Source organism: Rothia amarae (genome assembly GCF_042677725.1).
Lineage (GTDB): Bacteria > Actinomycetota > Actinomycetes > Actinomycetales > Micrococcaceae > Rothia > Rothia amarae.
Map to the genome: position 1 here is coordinate 33842 of NZ_JBHUCN010000009.1, position 16897 is coordinate 50738.

Here is a 16897-nt window from a genome sequence, read left to right on the forward strand (position 1 = left end):
CATGGCTAAAGTAGCAGCACGCAGAGCGAGTGGGGATTCGCAGCGTTCAAATCAGGCGGTAGGGGCAGTTTCGCTCTCCGACCAGCTCAAGAAGATGCTTCGTCATCCTCTGATTATTCTGACCGCCGTCATTATTGGCGCTATCTTAGGCGCCCTGGCTTCGGTTGCAGCAACTCCCAAATATCAAGCAACCGCTACCGTTTTGGCGACCCCCGTCTCGCCAGACCCCAATGCATTGGCAAGCAACCAGCTCACTCTGAAGATTGATACAGAAGCAGGTGTTGCCGCTTCTCGTGAAGTAGCTGAAGAAGCTGCTAAGGAAATCGACGTCAACGACCAAGGGCTCGTCTCACGTTTGGTACACAACGTTGAGGTAGCACCTCACTCCGGTACCGAGGTCATGGATATTACTGCAACTGCAGATAATCCCGAAGACGCAGCACTTTACGCTAACTCCATCGCGAAGTCCTACCTGAAGGTACGCACCGAAGCAGCACAGGAGCGCGTAGACGCCGCTGCTAAGGAAGCTAAGAAAGAACTGGATAATCTTCCTAAGGATTCTTCAGAGCAGGTCAAGGCAACTCTGACTGAAAAGCTTGCTCAGATTCAGCTGACGAACACTGAAGCTGGCCGTGTTATCAGCGAAGCTAAGGCTCCTCAGGCATCCCAGAACCTGGGCATGCTCAAGACTGCTTTGGTGGGTGCTTGCCTCGGTCTTCTCATTGGAGCTGTTTTGGCATGGATTGCAGACTCTCGTGCCCGCAAACTGGCTCATGCTGATCGTGCCGAAGAGGTTGTTCGGGGTCCTGTGTCTCACATTCGTCGCGGTTCCGAGGTTGAGGATACTCGCCGGGCACTGATGGCGTTGGGCGCTCCTGTCGGACATGTTTCTTCAGAAGATCACCGCGGAGTCATCGTCTACTCGCCGACCCCTCAGCTGGCAGAGCAGTATGCTTCGGTCGTGGGTGAATCTATTTCTCAGGAAAACGTTCATTTCACCGACTCCATCTCAACGGCGCTTTCCAATGAGCCGACATTCCAGGCAGTAGCTGATCAGCCAACCGTCGTTGTTGCTTCGCATGAAGCAGGATTCTCTGAGGTTCTCTCAGCAGCTGAAAATCTAGGGGCAGCTCTGATCGTGGTGGATTCTTCCACCGAATCCGCACAACTTCGTGAATTCGCTCAGCTCGCAGCACGCACTTCACACGCCGATATCGAATACGTCTATCTGGCATCTTAAGCAACACATCTTTGGGGGATAACAACACAATGAAAGCACTCTATGTAGCGAGCGCGGGCGGTCACCTTGCCCAGCTCATCGCTATTGATAAGTTCTGGAAACAACACGATCGCACCTGGGCAACTTTTGAGCTACCTGAGGTAAAAGCGGCGTTGGACGGCGAGAAGATTGATTGGGTTTATTTCCCCACTACTCGCAACATTCCAAATGCCGTGCGCAATGTGGGAGTCGCTTGGCGTACTCTGCGCAGGGAGAAGCCCGATGTCGTCATCACGTCTGGTGCTGCTGTCGCAGTTTCTTTTTTCGCAGTAGCAAAGATTCTAGGCATTCGCACTGTCTTTATCGAAGCTTACGATCGCATCACGATGCCGACAATGAGCGGACGCTTATGCTACCCCATGAGCGACCTTTTTGTTGTTCAATGGGAAGAGCAGCAGAAGGCATTCCCCGAGTCGGTTAATATCGGCGCGATTATGTAGCTCCCTCGCTCTTTGCTTACTCACTCCATCTCTTAGAAAGTAGATTAATCGCATGGCAACACGCAGCGATCCCCAGAAACCTGTGGAAGAGGACGTGCCTCATTACGATCTTGTGGTTTCCATTGGAACTGACTATCACAAATTTGATCGATTGGTAGGTTGGGTAGAGTCTTACCTGACTCAGCATCCTGAGGTAACTTGCCTCTTTCAGCATGGTTTTACGGAAGGCCCCCGTAATTCCACCGACAACGTAGACCGCATGCCTCGTAAAGATCTGCTTAAGATCTACGAGAATGCTACCGCCGTACTGGTGCAGGGCGGCCCCGGTTCAATTTTGGACGCGCGCGAAGTCGGAGTTATTCCTATTTCTGTTCCTCGCCAGGCTGAGCTTGAGGAAGTGGTAGATAACCACCAGGTTGAGTTCTCCAAGGTGATGCAGTCTTATGGTGAGACAGTTATTGCTCAGGATGCCAAGGACCTGCACCAGAAGCTAGATGATGCTTTGGCGAACCCAGAGAAATATCGTGGTTCCCGTCGTCGTCCTGGTGCTGACGAAGCATCGGCTCGACTTTCCGAGGTTTTTGAAACTTTTGCCCCCTCCCCCGGCCACGACGTACGCAAGTTTGCTCGTCGTTGGAAGCAAGTAGTTTTGGGAATCGTAGGAGAGAAGTTTTCTCGTTAGTCTGAGATAGTTTTGGCGGCATAACCTATTCCGCCAGGTTCTAGAGGGCTTGATGATTTCTACAGGGCGCTCAATGCGATAGCTTATAGCTCATATCGTGTTGGGCGCCTTGTGCGTATTCCGTATAAGATATTAGAAGATAGAGCACCGATGGGTGCTTTCATTTCATAGAGAGGTACGTGTTATGGCTGTTAATGAAACAACCACTGTAAACGCAACTGTTGATCAGGTTGCACAGGCTTTTGCGTCTGAGGATTTCGCACGTTTTGTGTGCGATAAGTTGAAGATTGGTTTTGAAGGTTTCTCCGTTGACGGCGATCCTTCGGGTGCTTTCACCGCGACCTCAACCCGCGCGGTGAGTGCAGATCGTGTTCCTGATATGGCAAAGAAGTTTGTCTCTAAAGGTCTGAAGATGACTCAGGTTGATTCTGTTTCTGCGCCTGCAGCAGATGGTGCGCGCACCGTAGAATCAGAAATCAACGTTACGGGCATGCCTGTGACCGCTAAGGCTTCACAGCAGTTGGTTCCCCAGGGTGAGCAGACCGTTATCAATGTTTCCGGTGAAGTTTCCTGCGGTATTCCTTTGGTGGGCAAAAAGATTGCTGCTGCCGCTGAGCCTTATGTGGGTAAAGTAATGACTAAACTCGGTGGTTACATCGAAGAGTGGCTTCAGCAGAAGTAATTTCCGGTTTTAAGCCATAAAGCTCAAGGGCGGTTCCTGAAAATTCAGGAACCGCCCTTGTGCTTTAGTGATGAGATCCTTATGCAGCGTTGGGGGTGAGCGCTGCAAGAGCTGCGCGTAGCTTTGTAGAAGAAGTGTGTGCGGTGTAGGGGAAGTACACGACGTTCACGCCTACCGCAGCAAAGCGGTCTTCGAGATCTTTACCTTTTGGAGTGCCTTTCCAGTCATCACCCTTGAAGAAGGTGTTGAATTTGACTGATTCCCAGGTCTCTAGCTTATCCTTGACGGTCTCCGCGCGTACTTCGTCCACGAAGTCGATGTGGGAGACAATTTCCATGCGTTCTGCCAGAGGCACAATAGGCTTGCGACCCTTGGTCAGTTCTAGCATTTCGTCTGAAACCACGCCTGCGATGAGGTAGTCGCAGTTCTTTTTTGCTTCACGGAGGATATTAAGGTGTCCTACGTGGAAAAGATCAAAAGCGCCTGCTGCGTAACCGATATTCATAAATTCCCTTAGTCAAAAAACGAGTGTGCGAATAATACTACGCCACATAGGAGCTGACATGCCGAAACCTCTTGCGCCTAGTTTGGTGGACAGTATACCCCCTATCGTGAGCGGATGGGGACAAAATATGATGCCGTTCATGCTGGTGGGTCACATATTATCTTGGCACGCACACTGACGGCAGTTGCATCTCCTGCTGCAACCGCCGTCATCTATACAGGCTGAAAAAGTTTACTTCGCTACAGTGGCTTCTTTGGTGGCTTCTTCAGCCGCAACCCACGAAAGCATTGCACATTTGACGCGTGCTACGAATTTCGAGACACCTGCGAAAGCAGCAGCGTCGCCAAAGTACTCTTCATCGGGTTGAATCTGTCCGCGCGAGCGCAACATTTCGCGGAATTTGTCCACCATCTCCTGGAATTCTCCCAAGCTCATTCCTGGAGCCATATCGGATAGAACTGAGGCAGATGCCATCGAGATGGAACAGCCGTCCCCTTCCCACGATACTTTTTCAATGGTCTGGCGGTCATCCGAGAGCTCAACGCGGAGGTTGATCTCATCGCCGCAGGTGGGGTTGTACTGGTGGTTATCGGCGCTGGCATGCGTGCCGGGATCTACGAACCCTTCACCGGTGCGCTGCTTGGAATGGTCAAGAATAATCTCTTGATATAGGGACTCGAGTCCGCTCATCGTTACTCCTAGAAAAGCTTGATATTAGTCGTTGATGTCGAAGTAGGGGCGCACTGTGGCGAGGGATTGCAAGAACCGGTCGACGTCGTCGGTGGTGTTGTAGATGTAGCCCGACGCGCGGGTTGAGGCGTTAATCCCCATCGCCCGGTGGAGCGGCTGTGCGCAGTGGTGCCCTACTCGAACGGCGATACCTTCGGTATCAAGAATCTGTCCGACGTCGTGTGGGTGCACGCCGTCGACGTGTACTGCAGCAACTCCGGCTCGCTCCATACCGACGGCCGGCCCCAGCAGGCGCACACCACTTATTTCACTGACGCCTTGAGCCAGACGTTTGCCCAGTTCTGCTTCCCAGGCGTGAACGTTTTCCATGCCGAGGTGGATCAGGTATCGTACCGCCTCAGCAAGTGCAACCACCTGAGATACCTTCTGGGTACCTGCTTCAAAGCGGGTGGGAGGTGCCATGAATTCAGCTTGTGTCATGGTGACTTTGGTGATCATAGAACCACCGGTCAAGAAAGGTGGCATATCTTTGAGGAGCTCGCTCTTACCGTATAGAACGCCGATACCGGTTGGCGCGAGCATCTTGTGACCTGAAAAGGCAGCAAAATCTACATCTAGTTCGCGGAAGTTGACCGGCATGTGAGGTACCGACTGGCAGGCGTCGAGCACAATAAATGCGCCTGCTTGGCGACCTAATTTCACCAGATAATCGACGTCTGTAATCGATCCCAGCACATTAGACACATGGGTAAAAGCTAGGACTTTGGTGCGTGCGGTGATGACCTTTTCGGCTTCCTCATAGTTGAGGGTTCCGTCTTCAAGCACTGGAATCCAGCGCAAGGTAGCACCGGTTTTCTTGGCAAGCTGCTGCCAAGGAATGAGATTCGCGTGGTGTTCCTGTTCGGTCACAACGATTTCGTCACCCTCTTGGAGCGCAAATTTTTGGGCAGCTTCTCCCCCGAGCCCTTCAGAAGCATTCGCAAAAGAATAGGTCACCAGGTTCAGCGCTTCAGTAGCATTTGCCGTCCACACAATGTCGTTTTCACGGGCGCCAACGAACTCGGCAACTACACGACGGGCCTCTTCGAAGAGGTCAGTCGATTCCACAGCCAGGGTGTGTGCCCCGCGGTGAACCGCTGAGTTAGCACCCGTGTAGAAGTTCCGTTCGGCATCCAAAACCTGAACCGGGTTCTGGCTGGTAGCACCGGAATCGAGGTAGGTGAGCGGGTGACCATTCACTTCCAGAGAAAGAATGGGGAAGTCTTGACGAAGCTTCATCACGGTTTCATTGTTCAGAGGGGTACTCTCTGGCAAAGCGTATTTAGTGCTCACGTGCTCTTCCTTTTATTGACGATTATCTACGCGTGTTCATGCTCTCTTGGCATAACGACATATTTTTATAGCTTATTCCCCGCGCGCAAAATTGTGTAGTAAGGGCAAGCTCAGTTGAGAACACCTACCCCCCTAGCGGCACGGCGTCTGGCAAAAAATTTATGATGCCGAGTGAAATTTCTGTTGGGCTGCTACCAGACCATCGGAAATCAGCAATTGGACGGCGTCTGCGGCATTACCCACTAAGAAAGGAAGCTCTTTTGCTTCCGTAGAGGAAAAGGGCTTCAGCACAAAATCTGAGACCTGCATCCGCCCGGGTGGACGCCCGATTCCAGCACGGACTCGGTAATAATCTTTTGTGCCCAGCGCCTTAGACATATCGCGCAGTCCATTATGACCGCCCTCTCCCCCACCGATTTTCAGCTTGATTGTGTCAAAAGGGATGTCCAGCTCGTCATGTACCGCAATAATTTTCTCTGGATTAATGCCATAGAACTGTGCAAGCCCCGCCACCGGCCCACCTGAGGTATTCATATAAGTGAGCGGCTTTGCCAAAATAACTTTGGGCCCGCCCATGCCCAGGCGTCCCTCTAACACCATTGCTCGGGCTTTATGCCGCTTGAAAGAGCCGCCCACCTCAGTTGCTAACTCATCGATAACCATCTGCCCAATATTATGGCGAGTCTTTTCGTATTCAGCGCCCGGGTTCCCCAAGCCCACAATCAACCATGCGTCGCTCATCTTTTCTCTTTCCCTAGAGCTTTCAGTTATATCAGCTAGTTTACGTTTTAGATTTTCCAGCAAAGAATTCTCCTCACAAGAATGGCCCGCACCTGCTCTGCAGGGTACGGGCCATCTCTCACACCAATGGTGTTCTAGCTTGAAGCTAAAACATTAGTCCTGGGAGTTGTCTGAATCGTGTGCTTCGCCAGCCTGATCTGATTCTTCAGATGCCTCGACGACGTCGCCCTCAGGAGCTTCAGGTTCGATGGGGTTGCCATCTTCGTCCAGCTCAATGGGGTTACCTTCAGCGTCGGTTTCGCCTTCTTCACCGGGCTCAGGAACGTCAAGTTCCTGGGGCTCGGATACGTTAACAACGAGCAGTTCTTCGTCTGCAACGAGGGTAACGCCAGAGGGAAGCTTGATGTCGCCGGCAAGAACGTGCTCACCGATGTTGCGGCCTTCGATGTCAACAACGATTTCTTCGGGAACCTTGAGTGCGTCAACCTCAACCAGCAGTACGGTTTCTTCCTGGTTAGCGATAGCTTCTTCAGCAACTTCACCCTGAACGGTCAAAGGTACTTCAACCTCAACGCGTTCGCCGCGCTTCACGAGGATGAGGTCCATGTGCTGGATTTCAGGACGAATGGAGTGGCGCTGAATGTCCTTGATCATAACGAGGGTGGAATCACCTTCGATGTCCAGGTCAAGAATAGCGTTCGCGTTACGTGCTGCAAGGGTGGTTGCGTGACCGGGCAGTACAACGTGCTTGGGCTCTTCACCGTGGCCGTAGATTACTGCGGGGATGTCGCCAGCCATGCGGATGCGACGTGCGTAGCCCTTGCCAAAGTCTTCGCGCAGGGTTGCTGCGAGTTTGGTGGTATCTGCCATGAGATACTCCTTTCACTGGATATTTATTGCGCCAAGCAGTGCACTGACGCCAGAAAATAAATTCCAGTTCAGCCACCGTCGGTCTCGGACCTACCGGAGTTTCCTCACGATATTCCACCGCCTTGGCTGTTGTTCTACTGTGTGAACAACTCTCCTATTATGACGGGTTCACACCGAAAATAGCAAGATAACCCAAGCAACCTTCGGCGAGTTCTACTTCACAATCTTCTAGTGTTCCCGAAGATACGTTTCCAATGCCTCTTCGTGAGAGCGCGGGGTGAAACCTGCTACCGCGATCTTCTCCAAACTCAATGCAGAGTTGGTGGGGCGGGGAGCAAATGTTTCTACGTTGGCAAAATACTCTGCGGTAGAGGTAGGAGAGACTCGCCCGCCGTCATGCCCTGAAAGTTCAAAGACCTGAGTTGCAAGATCTGCCCACGAGATAACGGGACCAGAGTTGGTGACGTTATAGATGCCGTACTCCGCCCCGGAATCTAGCAAGTGAAGTGCGGCAGTAGCTAGCTCTTGCGTGAAAGTGGGGCGCCCAAACTGATCGTTGACGACCGCCGGATTGATTCCACGCTCCGCCAACGATTGCATGGTTCGCACAAAATTCTTCCCATCACCAATCACCCAGGAGGTACGCACTACAAAATGCCGCGGCGCACCCTGAGCAGCAAATTCACCGGCAGTTTTAGATTGGCCATAAACGCCCAAAGGAGAGACCGGATCTGTCTCAGCATATTTTTGTCCCACCGGTAGCGTTCCATCAAAGACGTAGTCGGTGGAAAAATGCACCAGTGGAATTCCAGCGTCGCGAGCAACCTGTGCAAGCGCAGAAACTCCCGTGGCATTGGCAGCCCACGCCGCGCGTCGTCCTTCAGGGGTTTCTGCATCGTCAACGGCGGTGAAAGCCGCAGCATTGATGATGCCGCGCATTGAACGCCATCGATACCGGTCAACCCACGCCGAAGGATTAGCCAGGTCAATTTCAGCTCTACCTGCAGCGATGAAAGGAATATTCTGCTCGGTCAACTGACGCTGCAATTCTTTTCCGAGTTGCCCACCGGCACCGACGATGAGAAGTGGCGCGGGCTGAACGGGTTGGATATCTGCTAACCGCGGATGATTCTTGTCTTTTTCTGATAATTCCGCTTGTTCTAGCGGAATCGGCCACGAAATATTCACCGTTTCATCCGCAAGGTTAAGGAAGGAATACTCCCCCTGAGCGTCTGCCGACCAATGGTCGTTCACCAGGTAGGTATAGGCAGTGTTGTCTTCTAAGGTTTGAAAGGAATTCCCGACGCCACGAGGAACGAACACCGCCGTATCAGGACCCAGCTCAACGGTAACGGTTTTACCCAAAGAATCCCCAGCGCGGAGATCCACCCAAGCACCAAAAATCTTGCCCGTGGCAACTGAAACAAATTTATCCCAGGGCTCAGCGTGAATACCGCGAGTTGTTCCACGAGCCGCATTGAAAGAAATATTATTCTGCACCGGTCCAAAATCGGGAAGACCTAGCGCAACGAGTTTCTCCCGTTGCCAGTTCTCTTTGAACCAGCCCCGGTTATCGCCGTGGACCGGCAAATCGATAATGAGCAGACCTGGGATATCGGTGGTGTGTACCGCTAACTCTTTAGTCATGTTTTACTGGCCTACCTTGAAATATTTAGCTTCAACCTCAGCTTTGAGAGGTTCCCACCAGTCTCGGTTCTCGGCGTACCATTCGATCGTGTTTTCCAACCCCGACTCAAAATTGGTAAATCGTGGCTCCCACCCCAGCTCTTCTCTCAGCCGAGAGCCATCGATGGCGTACCGCAAATCATGCCCGGGGCGGTCAACTACATGGTCAAAAGCGTCTTCGGGCTGACCCATCAGGCGCAAGATAGTGCGCAATACCGTGATGTTATTTTCTTCGCCGTTGGCACCAATGAGATAGGTCTCCCCCAGCTTGCCTTTTTCCAAGATAGTCAGCACCGCAGAGGAGTGATCCGAGGCGTGGATCCAGTCACGAACGTTCAACCCTTCTCCATACAACTTGGGTCTAATACCCGAAAGAATATTGGTGATTTGGCGGGGAATAAATTTTTCGATGTGCTGGAAAGGCCCGTAGTTATTCGAGCAGTTAGAGATAGTTGCCTCGATGCCGAACGAGCGCATCCACGCGCGCACGAGAAGATCTGACCCCGCCTTAGTAGATGAATAGGGCGACGACGGATTGTAGGGAGTTTTTTCCGTGAATTTGGCGGGGTCATCCAGTTCTAAATCACCAAACACCTCGTCGGTGGAGATGTGATGGTAGCGAGTCTTATACTCACGTACGGCTTCTAACAGGGTAAAAGTTCCGATGAGATTGGTATGGATGAACGGCGTGGGATCGTTCAGAGAGTTATCGTTGTGGGATTCTGCGGCGTAGTGGACAACGGCATCGGCTTCGTCCACCAAGGGGTCTACAGTATTTCGGTCTGCGATGTCCCCCTTAACTAATTCAAATCGCGAAGGGTCCAGCCCCTCCAAAGACTTCTCGTTAGCTGCGTACGTCATCTTATCGAGCACCGTCACAGAATGATCTGTGTTCTCTAGGAGGTGGTGAACAAAGTTTGAACCGATGAAGCCGGCTCCGCCGGTCACTAAGATTTTTCCCATGCCCTATATGGTACGGGAGATAATATTTATTGACTCACTTATGAATTGAAATGTTTTATTGATTCTCGTGACACAATATGAATCATGAAGGGAATTATTCTAGCTGGTGGCACAGGCAGTCGCCTCCACCCCATTACTTTAGGTATTTCTAAACAGTTGACTCCTGTTTACGACAAGCCCATGATTTACTACCCGCTTTCCACCCTGATGCTTGCGGGAATCCAAGACATCCTGATTATTACCACCCCCGAAGATCAAGACCAGTTTTACCGCTTGCTCGGTGACGGCTCTCCATTTGGCGTGAACTTTTCCTATAAAGTTCAGCCTTCTCCGGACGGACTTGCACAAGCTTTCATTCTGGGCAGAGAGCACATTGGCAACGAACCTGTAGCTCTCGTCCTCGGCGACAATATTTTCTATGGCCCTGGTCTGGGAACCCAGTTACGCAAGTACAACAAGATTGATGGCGCAACTGTTTTTGGTTACCGCGTGGCAGATCCTCGCGCCTACGGCGTCGTCGAATTCGATAGTAATTTTAAAGCTATTTCAATTGAAGAAAAGCCCGAAAATCCTAAAAGTGATTTCGCTATTCCCGGTCTTTATTTTTATGACAATGACGTCGTAGAAATCGCCTCAAATATTGCACCTTCACCTCGCGGTGAATTAGAAATTACCGACGTGAATCGGGTTTATTTAGAGAAAAATAAATTGCAGGTTGAGGTACTTCCCCGCGGCACCGCGTGGCTTGATACCGGAACTTTCGACTCGCTAGCCGATGCCACCAGCTTCATTAGAACGGTGCAGGCACGCCAAGGGTTATCCATCGGATGCCCTGAAGAAATTGCATGGCGTATGGGCTATATAGATGACAAACGCCTGGAGGAACTTGCATCTCCTTTGGTCAAAAGTGGCTACGGTCGCTATCTGCTCGGCCTCCTCAAGAAATAAATCACGCTTCCCAAGGTTCTTTAAAAGTTCTCTTTCGCTGGGAGAAACGTTGAGGAGCCTATGAAAAATCAGCATCTGCTATGAAAGGCATTACTTTTCATTTGAACAAATGCTTGTCCCCTACTTAGGGAACAAAACTGATGCTAAGATTGCCCTAAAATCAGTCCGCACATCGCTGGCTTCCACCCTCAAAAGGTTCTTTTATGACAGTTCTAGATTTCGTGCGCATGGTACGAGTCAATGCCAAATATTTGCTTATTGGCATGCTCGTAGGTGCTCTCCTCGGGTTCGGCTATTCCCTTTTACAGCCTAAGGTCTACGCGTCGTCGGCTACCGGATACGTCACCGTCGGTGAATCAACCGGAATTGGCGATGTCATTTCAGGTTCAAGCGCCGCTAAAGATAAGGCAAGCTCCTATCTCGCTTTAGTTAGCTCCGGCCCTGTTGCCGATGAAATCGTCAAGCAGAACCCCAATATTGGGATGAGTGCTGAAGAAATCAAGGGTCATTTGACGGCATCGCTTGAAGGCGATTCAGCCCTCATGAAAGTTCAGGCGACAGCTTCTAGCCCCGAAGCCGCACAGATTCTAGCAAACACCTCGCTTTCGGCTACCGCCAAGGTAGTGAATGACCTCGAAGGTTCTACCACCGTGCGCGTGGTCCCTCTCGATGACGCTACGTTGCCTGGCACTCCTTCAAGCCCCAACACTAAGCTCAATGTGCTTGCCGGTGCTCTCGCAGGTCTAGTACTTGTCTTCGCAGCGATCTTCTTGCGGAAAGCAATCGACGTCAAGGTTCGTACTCGCGACGACGTCGCCAAAGCCACCAAAACTGGTGTTCTGGGTACTCTCCCTGAGACCGAACAGCTCTCTGAGAAGAACCTTTTGACGAACCAGGACGACCACGCATCACAAGAGGCAATTCGTCAGCTTCGCACGAACCTTCGTTTTGTAAACGTAGACAACCCACCTAAGTCTGTTTTGGTTACCTCTTCAGAACCGGGTGAAGGTAAGTCCACCGTTTCGACCTCCTTGGCTCGTTCACTCGCTGAGTCCGGTCAACCGACCATCTTGATTGACGCCGACCTTCGCCGTCCTACTATCGGCAAGAAGTTCAATATTGATGCAAAGATTGGTCTGACCCAGGTACTAGCAGGGCAAGTTGAACTTGCTGAGGCAGTGCGCCAGTACCAAGATAGCCAGCTCTTCCTTTTGCCTGCTGGGCGTATTCCGCCTAACCCTTCAGAGTTGCTGGGTTCGGACAAAATGCGCCAGCTAGTGAAAGAACTCTCCAGCGAGTTCATGGTCATTGTAGACGTTCCGCCACTCCTGCCCGTTACCGATGCTTCGTTGCTTTCCTCCGCAGTTGACGGAGTTATCTTGGTGGCTACAGTGGGCAAGACCCGCAAGGAACACCTTGAAGAAGCTGCCAACATGCTCAATAAGGTGGGTGCGGCCCTCATCGGCGTTGTCATCAACCGTACTCCGCTGAAGGGCCTAGGAAACTCCTACTACGGCTTTGGCTATGCAGGATATTACGGCGGCTACTCGTCTTACTATGGCGAGGACGCTTCGAAGAGTTCCAAGAAAAAACGCGGTAGCAAAAGAGCTACACGCAACAAATAATATGTGAAGATAGTGCGGAGCAAGAGGGAATGCTCCGCACTATTTTCTTACACACAGCTATGAATACTGCCTCACTTTTAGAGAAACATATATGGGGAACAATGCCAGAAAAATTGCCTGATGAAGTCTCCGTACCATTGCCAGCCCGGATTCGTTTATCGCATGCTTATTTTCAGAATTTGGCGAATGCAAACGACATCGACTTGCTTCATGTCAAGGGATATGCCTTTGGTACGGAGGTGTATGCACCCAACCGCAATAGCACCGATGTAGATTTACTGGTGCGACCTGCGCATGTGGCGCGATTTTTATACTTGCTGAAAAAAGATGGCTGGCGCTCGTTGACGACGTTTGAAAGCGGCTCCATTTTCGAGCACGCTGCGACTCTTTATCACCCCTCCTGGGGGCTCACAGACGTGCATAGATACTTTCCCGGAATCAATTTCTATGACCAGGCGGGTGCATTTGAGAAGCTGTGGGAAAAGCGTCGTATCAAGCAAATTGCGCACTTTGACTGCTACGTTCCGCAGCTCGTTGACTGCCGAAATATTGTTGTAGTGCATGGCGCGCGATCTAGCGGACACGGGCTACACAGCGACGTAATGCATTTGCAGAGAACTTTGACTGACGCGCAGTGGCAGGAAATGCGCGAACGAATTCGAGAGTTTAATTCTGAGATTGCTTTTGATGCTGCCCTTGGCGATATTGAAAAGCACCGCGGAAATAGACAGTACCTGTTCTGGAAATCAGCGGCAGAGCCAACGCCCCTTCCGCTGCAGTGGTTAGGGCGTCTACAGCGCGCTGAAGGGTTGAAGCAAAAGCTACATGTGCTTACGAATATCGCTGAAATCAATAATGATCATCTGGCAATGACTTTGGGCCATGAACCTACCCATCAAGAGAAACGACATCTCTTCTATGAACGTTTTGAGAGGATTCTCCGGTGGAAAAACATATAGATCCCCTCTACTCGCGGGCGGAACACACCGCGTTCGTATACGAGACTGATCTCGATGACAGCCAAGAAGGCTCAGACAAGCTCTATCTTGCTAATCTGCTGACCTCTGAGCTTCTGGTACTTGAAGGGTCTGGGCCAGTAATCTGGGATCTTCTGGATGAACCTAAAACAGCGAATACGCTGATGACACAAGTGGCAGAGACATTTGAGGTTTCTGTAGAAACGGTAGAGGCCCCTGTACTGAGTTTTCTCAGCAGTTTAGAAAATCAAGGTTTCGTGCAGCGCTAAACGGGGTTGTCTCTCCCCGCTTAGAGATCTCTTACTTTCTCTCGGAGTTTCTTCTTGAACCAGTGTTCAGAAAATCTATCCGAATAGTCGTGAATAGCTACGCAATCCCATTCACGGCTATCAAACTGAACCAGTCCCGCTCGCACATGGTCGACATCAGGCGATTGAATAAACACGCCGTTGATATCTTCGCGGATAGTATCTAAATACCCTCCAGCTTGTAAGGCGATAGTAGGTTTGCCAAAGGAGCCCGCTTCCAATGGGGTAAGCCCAAAGTCCTCGTACGATACCGCTAAAAGAGCCCGACAGTTTTGGTAGGCGTAACGTAGCTGGGCATCAGAAATGTTACTGGCAAATTGAACGTTCTCAGGCGCCATCTCGTGGAGTTCCTCAGCCATAGGACCGTCGCCTACTACTAGCAATTTTTGGTTGAGCCCGGCAAACGCTTGGACAGCCACGTCAACGTTCTTATAAGGCAAAAGCCGGGAGACCACCAAGAAATAATCCCCGTCCTTCATGAATTCTTCCAATTCAGGGAGGGGTTCTATGCCTTTTTCGCTGGGAATAGAAAAGGGTGGGAAAATAACTTCGGATTCCTTACCACCATAAACAGCTTCTATACGTTGCTGAATGGTCGTCGAGTTAGCCGCATATGGGCCAGCATGACGCGCAGCGCGTTGGTCCCAGAGAAGCAGAGCTGGCCGTAGGAAACGCAGAACAAAGCTCATGACTTTTCCCGTGTGATCTCCTAAATACTGATCAGTAAGGTAGACCCAGCGTGCTGGTGAATGACAGTAAATGAAGGATTTCTCCGCAAAATTGAACCCGTGCGCCCAACCCGTTGACGATACAAGTGTTTTACGAGCAGGTACTTTCAAAAGGGAAGATGCTAATGGCAAAAGAGGTAGCGCTGCCCGATGGTTTTTACGAAAGAATTTGATGCGGTTCAGGGGCGATACGACGATCTTAGCGTTCTTGAACTCGGGATAGGTTTTCTCGGGGTCGTAGAGGGTCGTATATATGGTCGCTTCAGGGAAAGCACGGTGCATAGCAAGTACTACCCGCTCCGCTCCCCCACGCTGGGTGAGGTAGTCGTGAGCAATCGCAATTTCTTCAGTTGCTGCGGGGGGCGCCAAAAGGTTTTGAAAGAAAATAAAGGGGGATGGCATGGGGATTAGAAAACTTTCCGTGCTCGTGAGGGATATCTGATACCGGCATAAGCAGATGCTTCTACGAGTAGCGAAATAAGCTTTTCGGAGATTTTGTGCGGAAGGTTGTCCGCAATCTTATCGATGGTATTTCCGGCGATTTCAATATTTTTTTCGGTAGCAAGTTTTGCAACACTCTTGACGGCGGTCCCCCAAATCCCTACTGGGTCTGGATTCTTCAGTACGTCGGTGCCGTGTTTTTCCACGAAGAGGGAACGAGCTGCGCCCGAGTGTAAGGCCCGGGTAGCACGCGAGGCAGTTGTAGTCGCCGCGATATGGTGCTTCGACTCCAGCTCTGGGGCAAGAATTATTTCCGCCCCTGCTTGATGCATCATGTACCCCATATCGACGTCTTCCCAGCCGTAGAGGCGGTAGCGCTCGTCGTAGCCACCTAGGCGGTGGAACATTTCTTGAGTGAGTGAAGCGTTGGCATTCCAAAAGTGCCAGTAGCTGTTGGGGTCAGCTGCATAGGCATCCAGGCGGAATTTCTCATCGCGAAAATAACCATATGCTCGAGCATAAGAATTTTCCGGGTAAACGTTATGGACTAGACCAATAACACCTGTTTCTCGATCACCCTGATGCAATCTAACGTGTTCCGCTACATAGTTGGGATTCGGCTCAAGATCGTCGTCGCAACGAATCAGCACATGAGCATCTGCTGCCTGGTGCCCGGCGTTGAGGGCTTTGGAACGCCCCTGGTTCTCTTCAAAAACAATCGCTTCAATATTGAGAACGCCACGCTCTTTGTACTGTTTCACTACCTGGGCAGAGCCGTCAATATCGCCATCGCATACCACAATGACCTGAAAATCTTTTTCTGTCTGCTGCTCCAGCGCGTCAAGCGGAAAATGTAGCTTGGCGGCTCCCCCACGTGTGGGAATAATGACGGCAGCTTTATACAGAGTCATCATGTCTACTTTCGTTGGTCATCAATTGAACAAGCTTTTTGGTTGTTCCTAGAGAATTTCTAAGAGTAATTCGCGAAGATGGGCCTTTCCAGCCTCAGGCGAAAACTCTTCTTGCCAGCGCCAATAACTGGAGTTAATAATTTTTTCAGTTTCTTCAGAATGATTTTCGAGTTGGGTAGTAATTTGCCTCATTTGGTGGATAAGGCTCTCGACGTTATCTTGTTCAAAAATCCATGGGTAGCCTTCTCCTACAACTTCGGGCAATGCCCCTGCGTCAGATACCAACAGTGGTACTCGAGCGCTCATAGCTTCAGTTGCAACTAAGCCAAATGATTCGGGAATCTTAGAAGGGACAACAAGAATATCTATTTGTTGAAAAAGAACTGAAGGCTCAACCCAACCCAAAAAACGCGTTTGATATTGAATGCAGCTAAGAGTTTTCTGCAAATTTTGTTGTGCGCCCTCATCAACGAACTTTGACTCGCCAGCAATGACTAGCTCAAACTGGAGGGTTTCTTCCCGGTTCAAACGTTCGATAGCACGCGCTAACGTATCAGTACCTTTAATAACGGAGGGCCGACCTAAGAACCCAATAGAAATGGTTTTACCTATTGGTTTACGTTTGAGGGGCATATTTATAGTACTTACCCAATTGGGAAAAACTTCTGCAGTTTTCACAAATTGGGAGGCGAATTTGCTTGGTACTAGAGTTTTGAGGGTACAAATCTGTGCGAACTTTAATAGCCACCGCAGTTTTCCTTGCGGTACTTGGTGCAGATGTACAATTCGGTTCTGATGTCCTGCGGTAGCAAATGAAGGAACTAAACCATTGCACCACAAAAGTCCTTTACGCGAACGCTGATCCCACATTCGAAGGTGAGCCATGTATTGCTTGCGCGTAGTGGCGGGAAGACAAACTACATCAAACCCTTCATCTGCTGCAGCTTCCACCACTTCTGAGGGAGAAGCAGGACCTACAATAGTGACCTCGTGCCCTAAAGAACGCAGCGCTCTGGCGATATTGAAAAGCATAACTTCGCCCCCGCCGATATCACCATTGTTTGTAGCAATATTTATTTCCTTTGGCAT

General features: G+C 50.7%; 18 protein-coding genes. 8 read left to right on the top strand and 10 right to left on the bottom strand.

Annotated elements, in window-relative coordinates:
* The first annotated feature begins 1 nt into the window (after position 1).
* From ACFR81_RS04960 to ACFR81_RS04975, 4 genes are all read left to right on the top strand, one after another.
* On the top strand, positions 2 to 1240 hold the full coding sequence (locus ACFR81_RS04960; RefSeq protein WP_343876170.1) for a YveK family protein: 1239 nt from the start codon (positions 2 to 4) through the stop codon (positions 1238 to 1240).
* 29 nt (positions 1241 to 1269) lie between these two features.
* Positions 1270 to 1719: a glycosyltransferase family protein gene (locus ACFR81_RS04965; RefSeq protein ID WP_068172725.1), complete on the top strand. Its 450-nt coding sequence runs from the start codon at positions 1270 to 1272 to the stop codon at positions 1717 to 1719.
* Between the two features lie 52 nt (positions 1720 to 1771).
* The gene (locus ACFR81_RS04970; protein WP_068172722.1) at positions 1772 to 2401 is read left to right on the top strand and encodes a glycosyltransferase; all 630 of its coding nucleotides are present in this window, start codon (positions 1772 to 1774) and stop codon (positions 2399 to 2401) included.
* 184 nt (positions 2402 to 2585) lie between these two features.
* Entirely contained in the window at positions 2586 to 3083 is a 498-nt protein-coding gene (locus ACFR81_RS04975) for a DUF2505 domain-containing protein (protein ID WP_068172720.1), read from the top strand.
* A 79-nt stretch (positions 3084 to 3162) separates the two neighbouring features.
* Here ACFR81_RS04975 and ACFR81_RS04980 read toward each other — a convergent pair whose 3' ends face one another.
* From ACFR81_RS04980 to rfbB, 7 genes are all read right to left on the bottom strand, one after another.
* The gene (locus ACFR81_RS04980; protein WP_068172717.1) at positions 3163 to 3588 is read right to left on the bottom strand and encodes an FAD synthase family protein; all 426 of its coding nucleotides are present in this window, start codon (positions 3586 to 3588) and stop codon (positions 3163 to 3165) included.
* A 231-nt stretch (positions 3589 to 3819) separates the two neighbouring features.
* Positions 3820 to 4278, bottom strand: a complete 459-nt coding sequence (sufU, locus tag ACFR81_RS04985; RefSeq protein WP_068172714.1) for a Fe-S cluster assembly sulfur transfer protein SufU — start codon at positions 4276 to 4278, stop codon at positions 3820 to 3822.
* 24 nt (positions 4279 to 4302) lie between these two features.
* Positions 4303 to 5556, bottom strand: coding sequence for a SufS family cysteine desulfurase (locus ACFR81_RS04990; RefSeq protein WP_343876185.1), 1254 nt, complete (start codon positions 5554 to 5556; stop codon positions 4303 to 4305).
* Between the two features lie 213 nt (positions 5557 to 5769).
* Positions 5770 to 6351, bottom strand: coding sequence for an aminoacyl-tRNA hydrolase (gene pth, locus ACFR81_RS04995; protein ID WP_190616957.1), 582 nt, complete (start codon positions 6349 to 6351; stop codon positions 5770 to 5772).
* 153 nt (positions 6352 to 6504) lie between these two features.
* A complete protein-coding gene (locus tag ACFR81_RS05000) occupies positions 6505 to 7221 on the bottom strand; it encodes a 50S ribosomal protein L25/general stress protein Ctc (protein ID WP_190616959.1) in 717 nt (238 codons plus the stop codon).
* Positions 7222 to 7449: 228 nt separating this feature from the next.
* Positions 7450 to 8868 carry a dTDP-4-dehydrorhamnose reductase gene (rfbD, locus tag ACFR81_RS05005; protein WP_190616960.1) on the bottom strand — a complete coding sequence of 473 codons (1419 nt, stop codon included), beginning with the start codon at positions 8866 to 8868 and terminating at the stop codon, positions 7450 to 7452.
* A 3-nt stretch (positions 8869 to 8871) separates the two neighbouring features.
* Entirely contained in the window at positions 8872 to 9870 is a 999-nt protein-coding gene (rfbB, locus tag ACFR81_RS05010; protein ID WP_343876169.1) for a dTDP-glucose 4,6-dehydratase, read from the bottom strand.
* Between the two features lie 84 nt (positions 9871 to 9954).
* Between rfbB and rfbA the strand changes: the two genes are divergently transcribed.
* The 4 genes from rfbA (at position 9955) to ACFR81_RS05030 (ending at position 13689) form a co-directional block, all read left to right on the top strand.
* Positions 9955 to 10818 (top strand): glucose-1-phosphate thymidylyltransferase RfbA, encoded by an 864-nt coding sequence (gene rfbA, locus ACFR81_RS05015; protein WP_068172700.1) that lies wholly within the window; start codon positions 9955 to 9957, stop codon positions 10816 to 10818.
* A 203-nt stretch (positions 10819 to 11021) separates the two neighbouring features.
* Positions 11022 to 12443, top strand: coding sequence for a polysaccharide biosynthesis tyrosine autokinase (locus ACFR81_RS05020; RefSeq protein ID WP_145177113.1), 1422 nt, complete (start codon positions 11022 to 11024; stop codon positions 12441 to 12443).
* 101 nt (positions 12444 to 12544) lie between these two features.
* Positions 12545 to 13402, top strand: coding sequence for a nucleotidyltransferase family protein (locus ACFR81_RS05025; RefSeq protein WP_145177116.1), 858 nt, complete (start codon positions 12545 to 12547; stop codon positions 13400 to 13402).
* Positions 13387 to 13689, top strand: coding sequence for a PqqD family protein (locus ACFR81_RS05030; RefSeq protein WP_068172690.1), 303 nt, complete (start codon positions 13387 to 13389; stop codon positions 13687 to 13689). Before ACFR81_RS05025 ends, ACFR81_RS05030 begins: the two co-directional genes overlap by 16 nt.
* Positions 13690 to 13709: 20 nt before the next feature.
* Here ACFR81_RS05030 and ACFR81_RS05035 read toward each other — a convergent pair whose 3' ends face one another.
* From ACFR81_RS05035 to ACFR81_RS05045, 3 genes are read right to left on the bottom strand one after another with little or no spacing between them, the layout of a single operon-like run.
* A complete protein-coding gene (locus ACFR81_RS05035; RefSeq protein ID WP_068172687.1) occupies positions 13710 to 14858 on the bottom strand; it encodes a glycosyltransferase in 1149 nt (382 codons plus the stop codon).
* Between the two features lie 5 nt (positions 14859 to 14863).
* Positions 14864 to 15808 (bottom strand): glycosyltransferase family 2 protein, encoded by a 945-nt coding sequence (locus tag ACFR81_RS05040; RefSeq protein WP_068172684.1) that lies wholly within the window; start codon positions 15806 to 15808, stop codon positions 14864 to 14866.
* Between the two features lie 48 nt (positions 15809 to 15856).
* Positions 15857 to 16897 (bottom strand): glycosyltransferase family 4 protein, encoded by a 1041-nt coding sequence (locus ACFR81_RS05045; protein WP_343876167.1) that lies wholly within the window; start codon positions 16895 to 16897, stop codon positions 15857 to 15859.

Coding starts and splice junctions, on each gene's coding strand:
- ACFR81_RS05000 (WP_190616959.1), bottom strand. CDS start 7,221: ATGGCAGATACCACCAAACTCGCAGCAACCCTGCGCGAAGACTTTGGC.
- sufU (WP_068172714.1), bottom strand. CDS start 4,278: ATGAGCGGACTCGAGTCCCTATATCAAGAGATTATTCTTGACCATTCC.
- ACFR81_RS04960 (WP_343876170.1), top strand. CDS start 2: ATGGCTAAAGTAGCAGCACGCAGAGCGAGTGGGGATTCGCAGCGTTCA.
- ACFR81_RS05045 (WP_343876167.1), bottom strand. CDS start 16,897: ATGCCAAAGGAAATAAATATTGCTACAAACAATGGTGATATCGGCGGG.
- ACFR81_RS05020 (WP_145177113.1), top strand. CDS start 11,022: ATGACAGTTCTAGATTTCGTGCGCATGGTACGAGTCAATGCCAAATAT.
- rfbD (WP_190616960.1), bottom strand. CDS start 8,868: ATGACTAAAGAGTTAGCGGTACACACCACCGATATCCCAGGTCTGCTC.
- ACFR81_RS04980 (WP_068172717.1), bottom strand. CDS start 3,588: ATGAATATCGGTTACGCAGCAGGCGCTTTTGATCTTTTCCACGTAGGA.
- ACFR81_RS05035 (WP_068172687.1), bottom strand. CDS start 14,858: ATGCCATCCCCCTTTATTTTCTTTCAAAACCTTTTGGCGCCCCCCGCA.
- pth (WP_190616957.1), bottom strand. CDS start 6,351: ATGAGCGACGCATGGTTGATTGTGGGCTTGGGGAACCCGGGCGCTGAA.
- ACFR81_RS04965 (WP_068172725.1), top strand. CDS start 1,270: ATGAAAGCACTCTATGTAGCGAGCGCGGGCGGTCACCTTGCCCAGCTC.
- ACFR81_RS04970 (WP_068172722.1), top strand. CDS start 1,772: ATGGCAACACGCAGCGATCCCCAGAAACCTGTGGAAGAGGACGTGCCT.
- ACFR81_RS04990 (WP_343876185.1), bottom strand. CDS start 5,556: ATGAAGCTTCGTCAAGACTTCCCCATTCTTTCTCTGGAAGTGAATGGT.
- rfbB (WP_343876169.1), bottom strand. CDS start 9,870: ATGGGAAAAATCTTAGTGACCGGCGGAGCCGGCTTCATCGGTTCAAAC.
- rfbA (WP_068172700.1), top strand. CDS start 9,955: ATGAAGGGAATTATTCTAGCTGGTGGCACAGGCAGTCGCCTCCACCCC.
- ACFR81_RS05040 (WP_068172684.1), bottom strand. CDS start 15,808: ATGACTCTGTATAAAGCTGCCGTCATTATTCCCACACGTGGGGGAGCC.
- ACFR81_RS05025 (WP_145177116.1), top strand. CDS start 12,545: ATGCCAGAAAAATTGCCTGATGAAGTCTCCGTACCATTGCCAGCCCGG.
- ACFR81_RS04975 (WP_068172720.1), top strand. CDS start 2,586: ATGGCTGTTAATGAAACAACCACTGTAAACGCAACTGTTGATCAGGTT.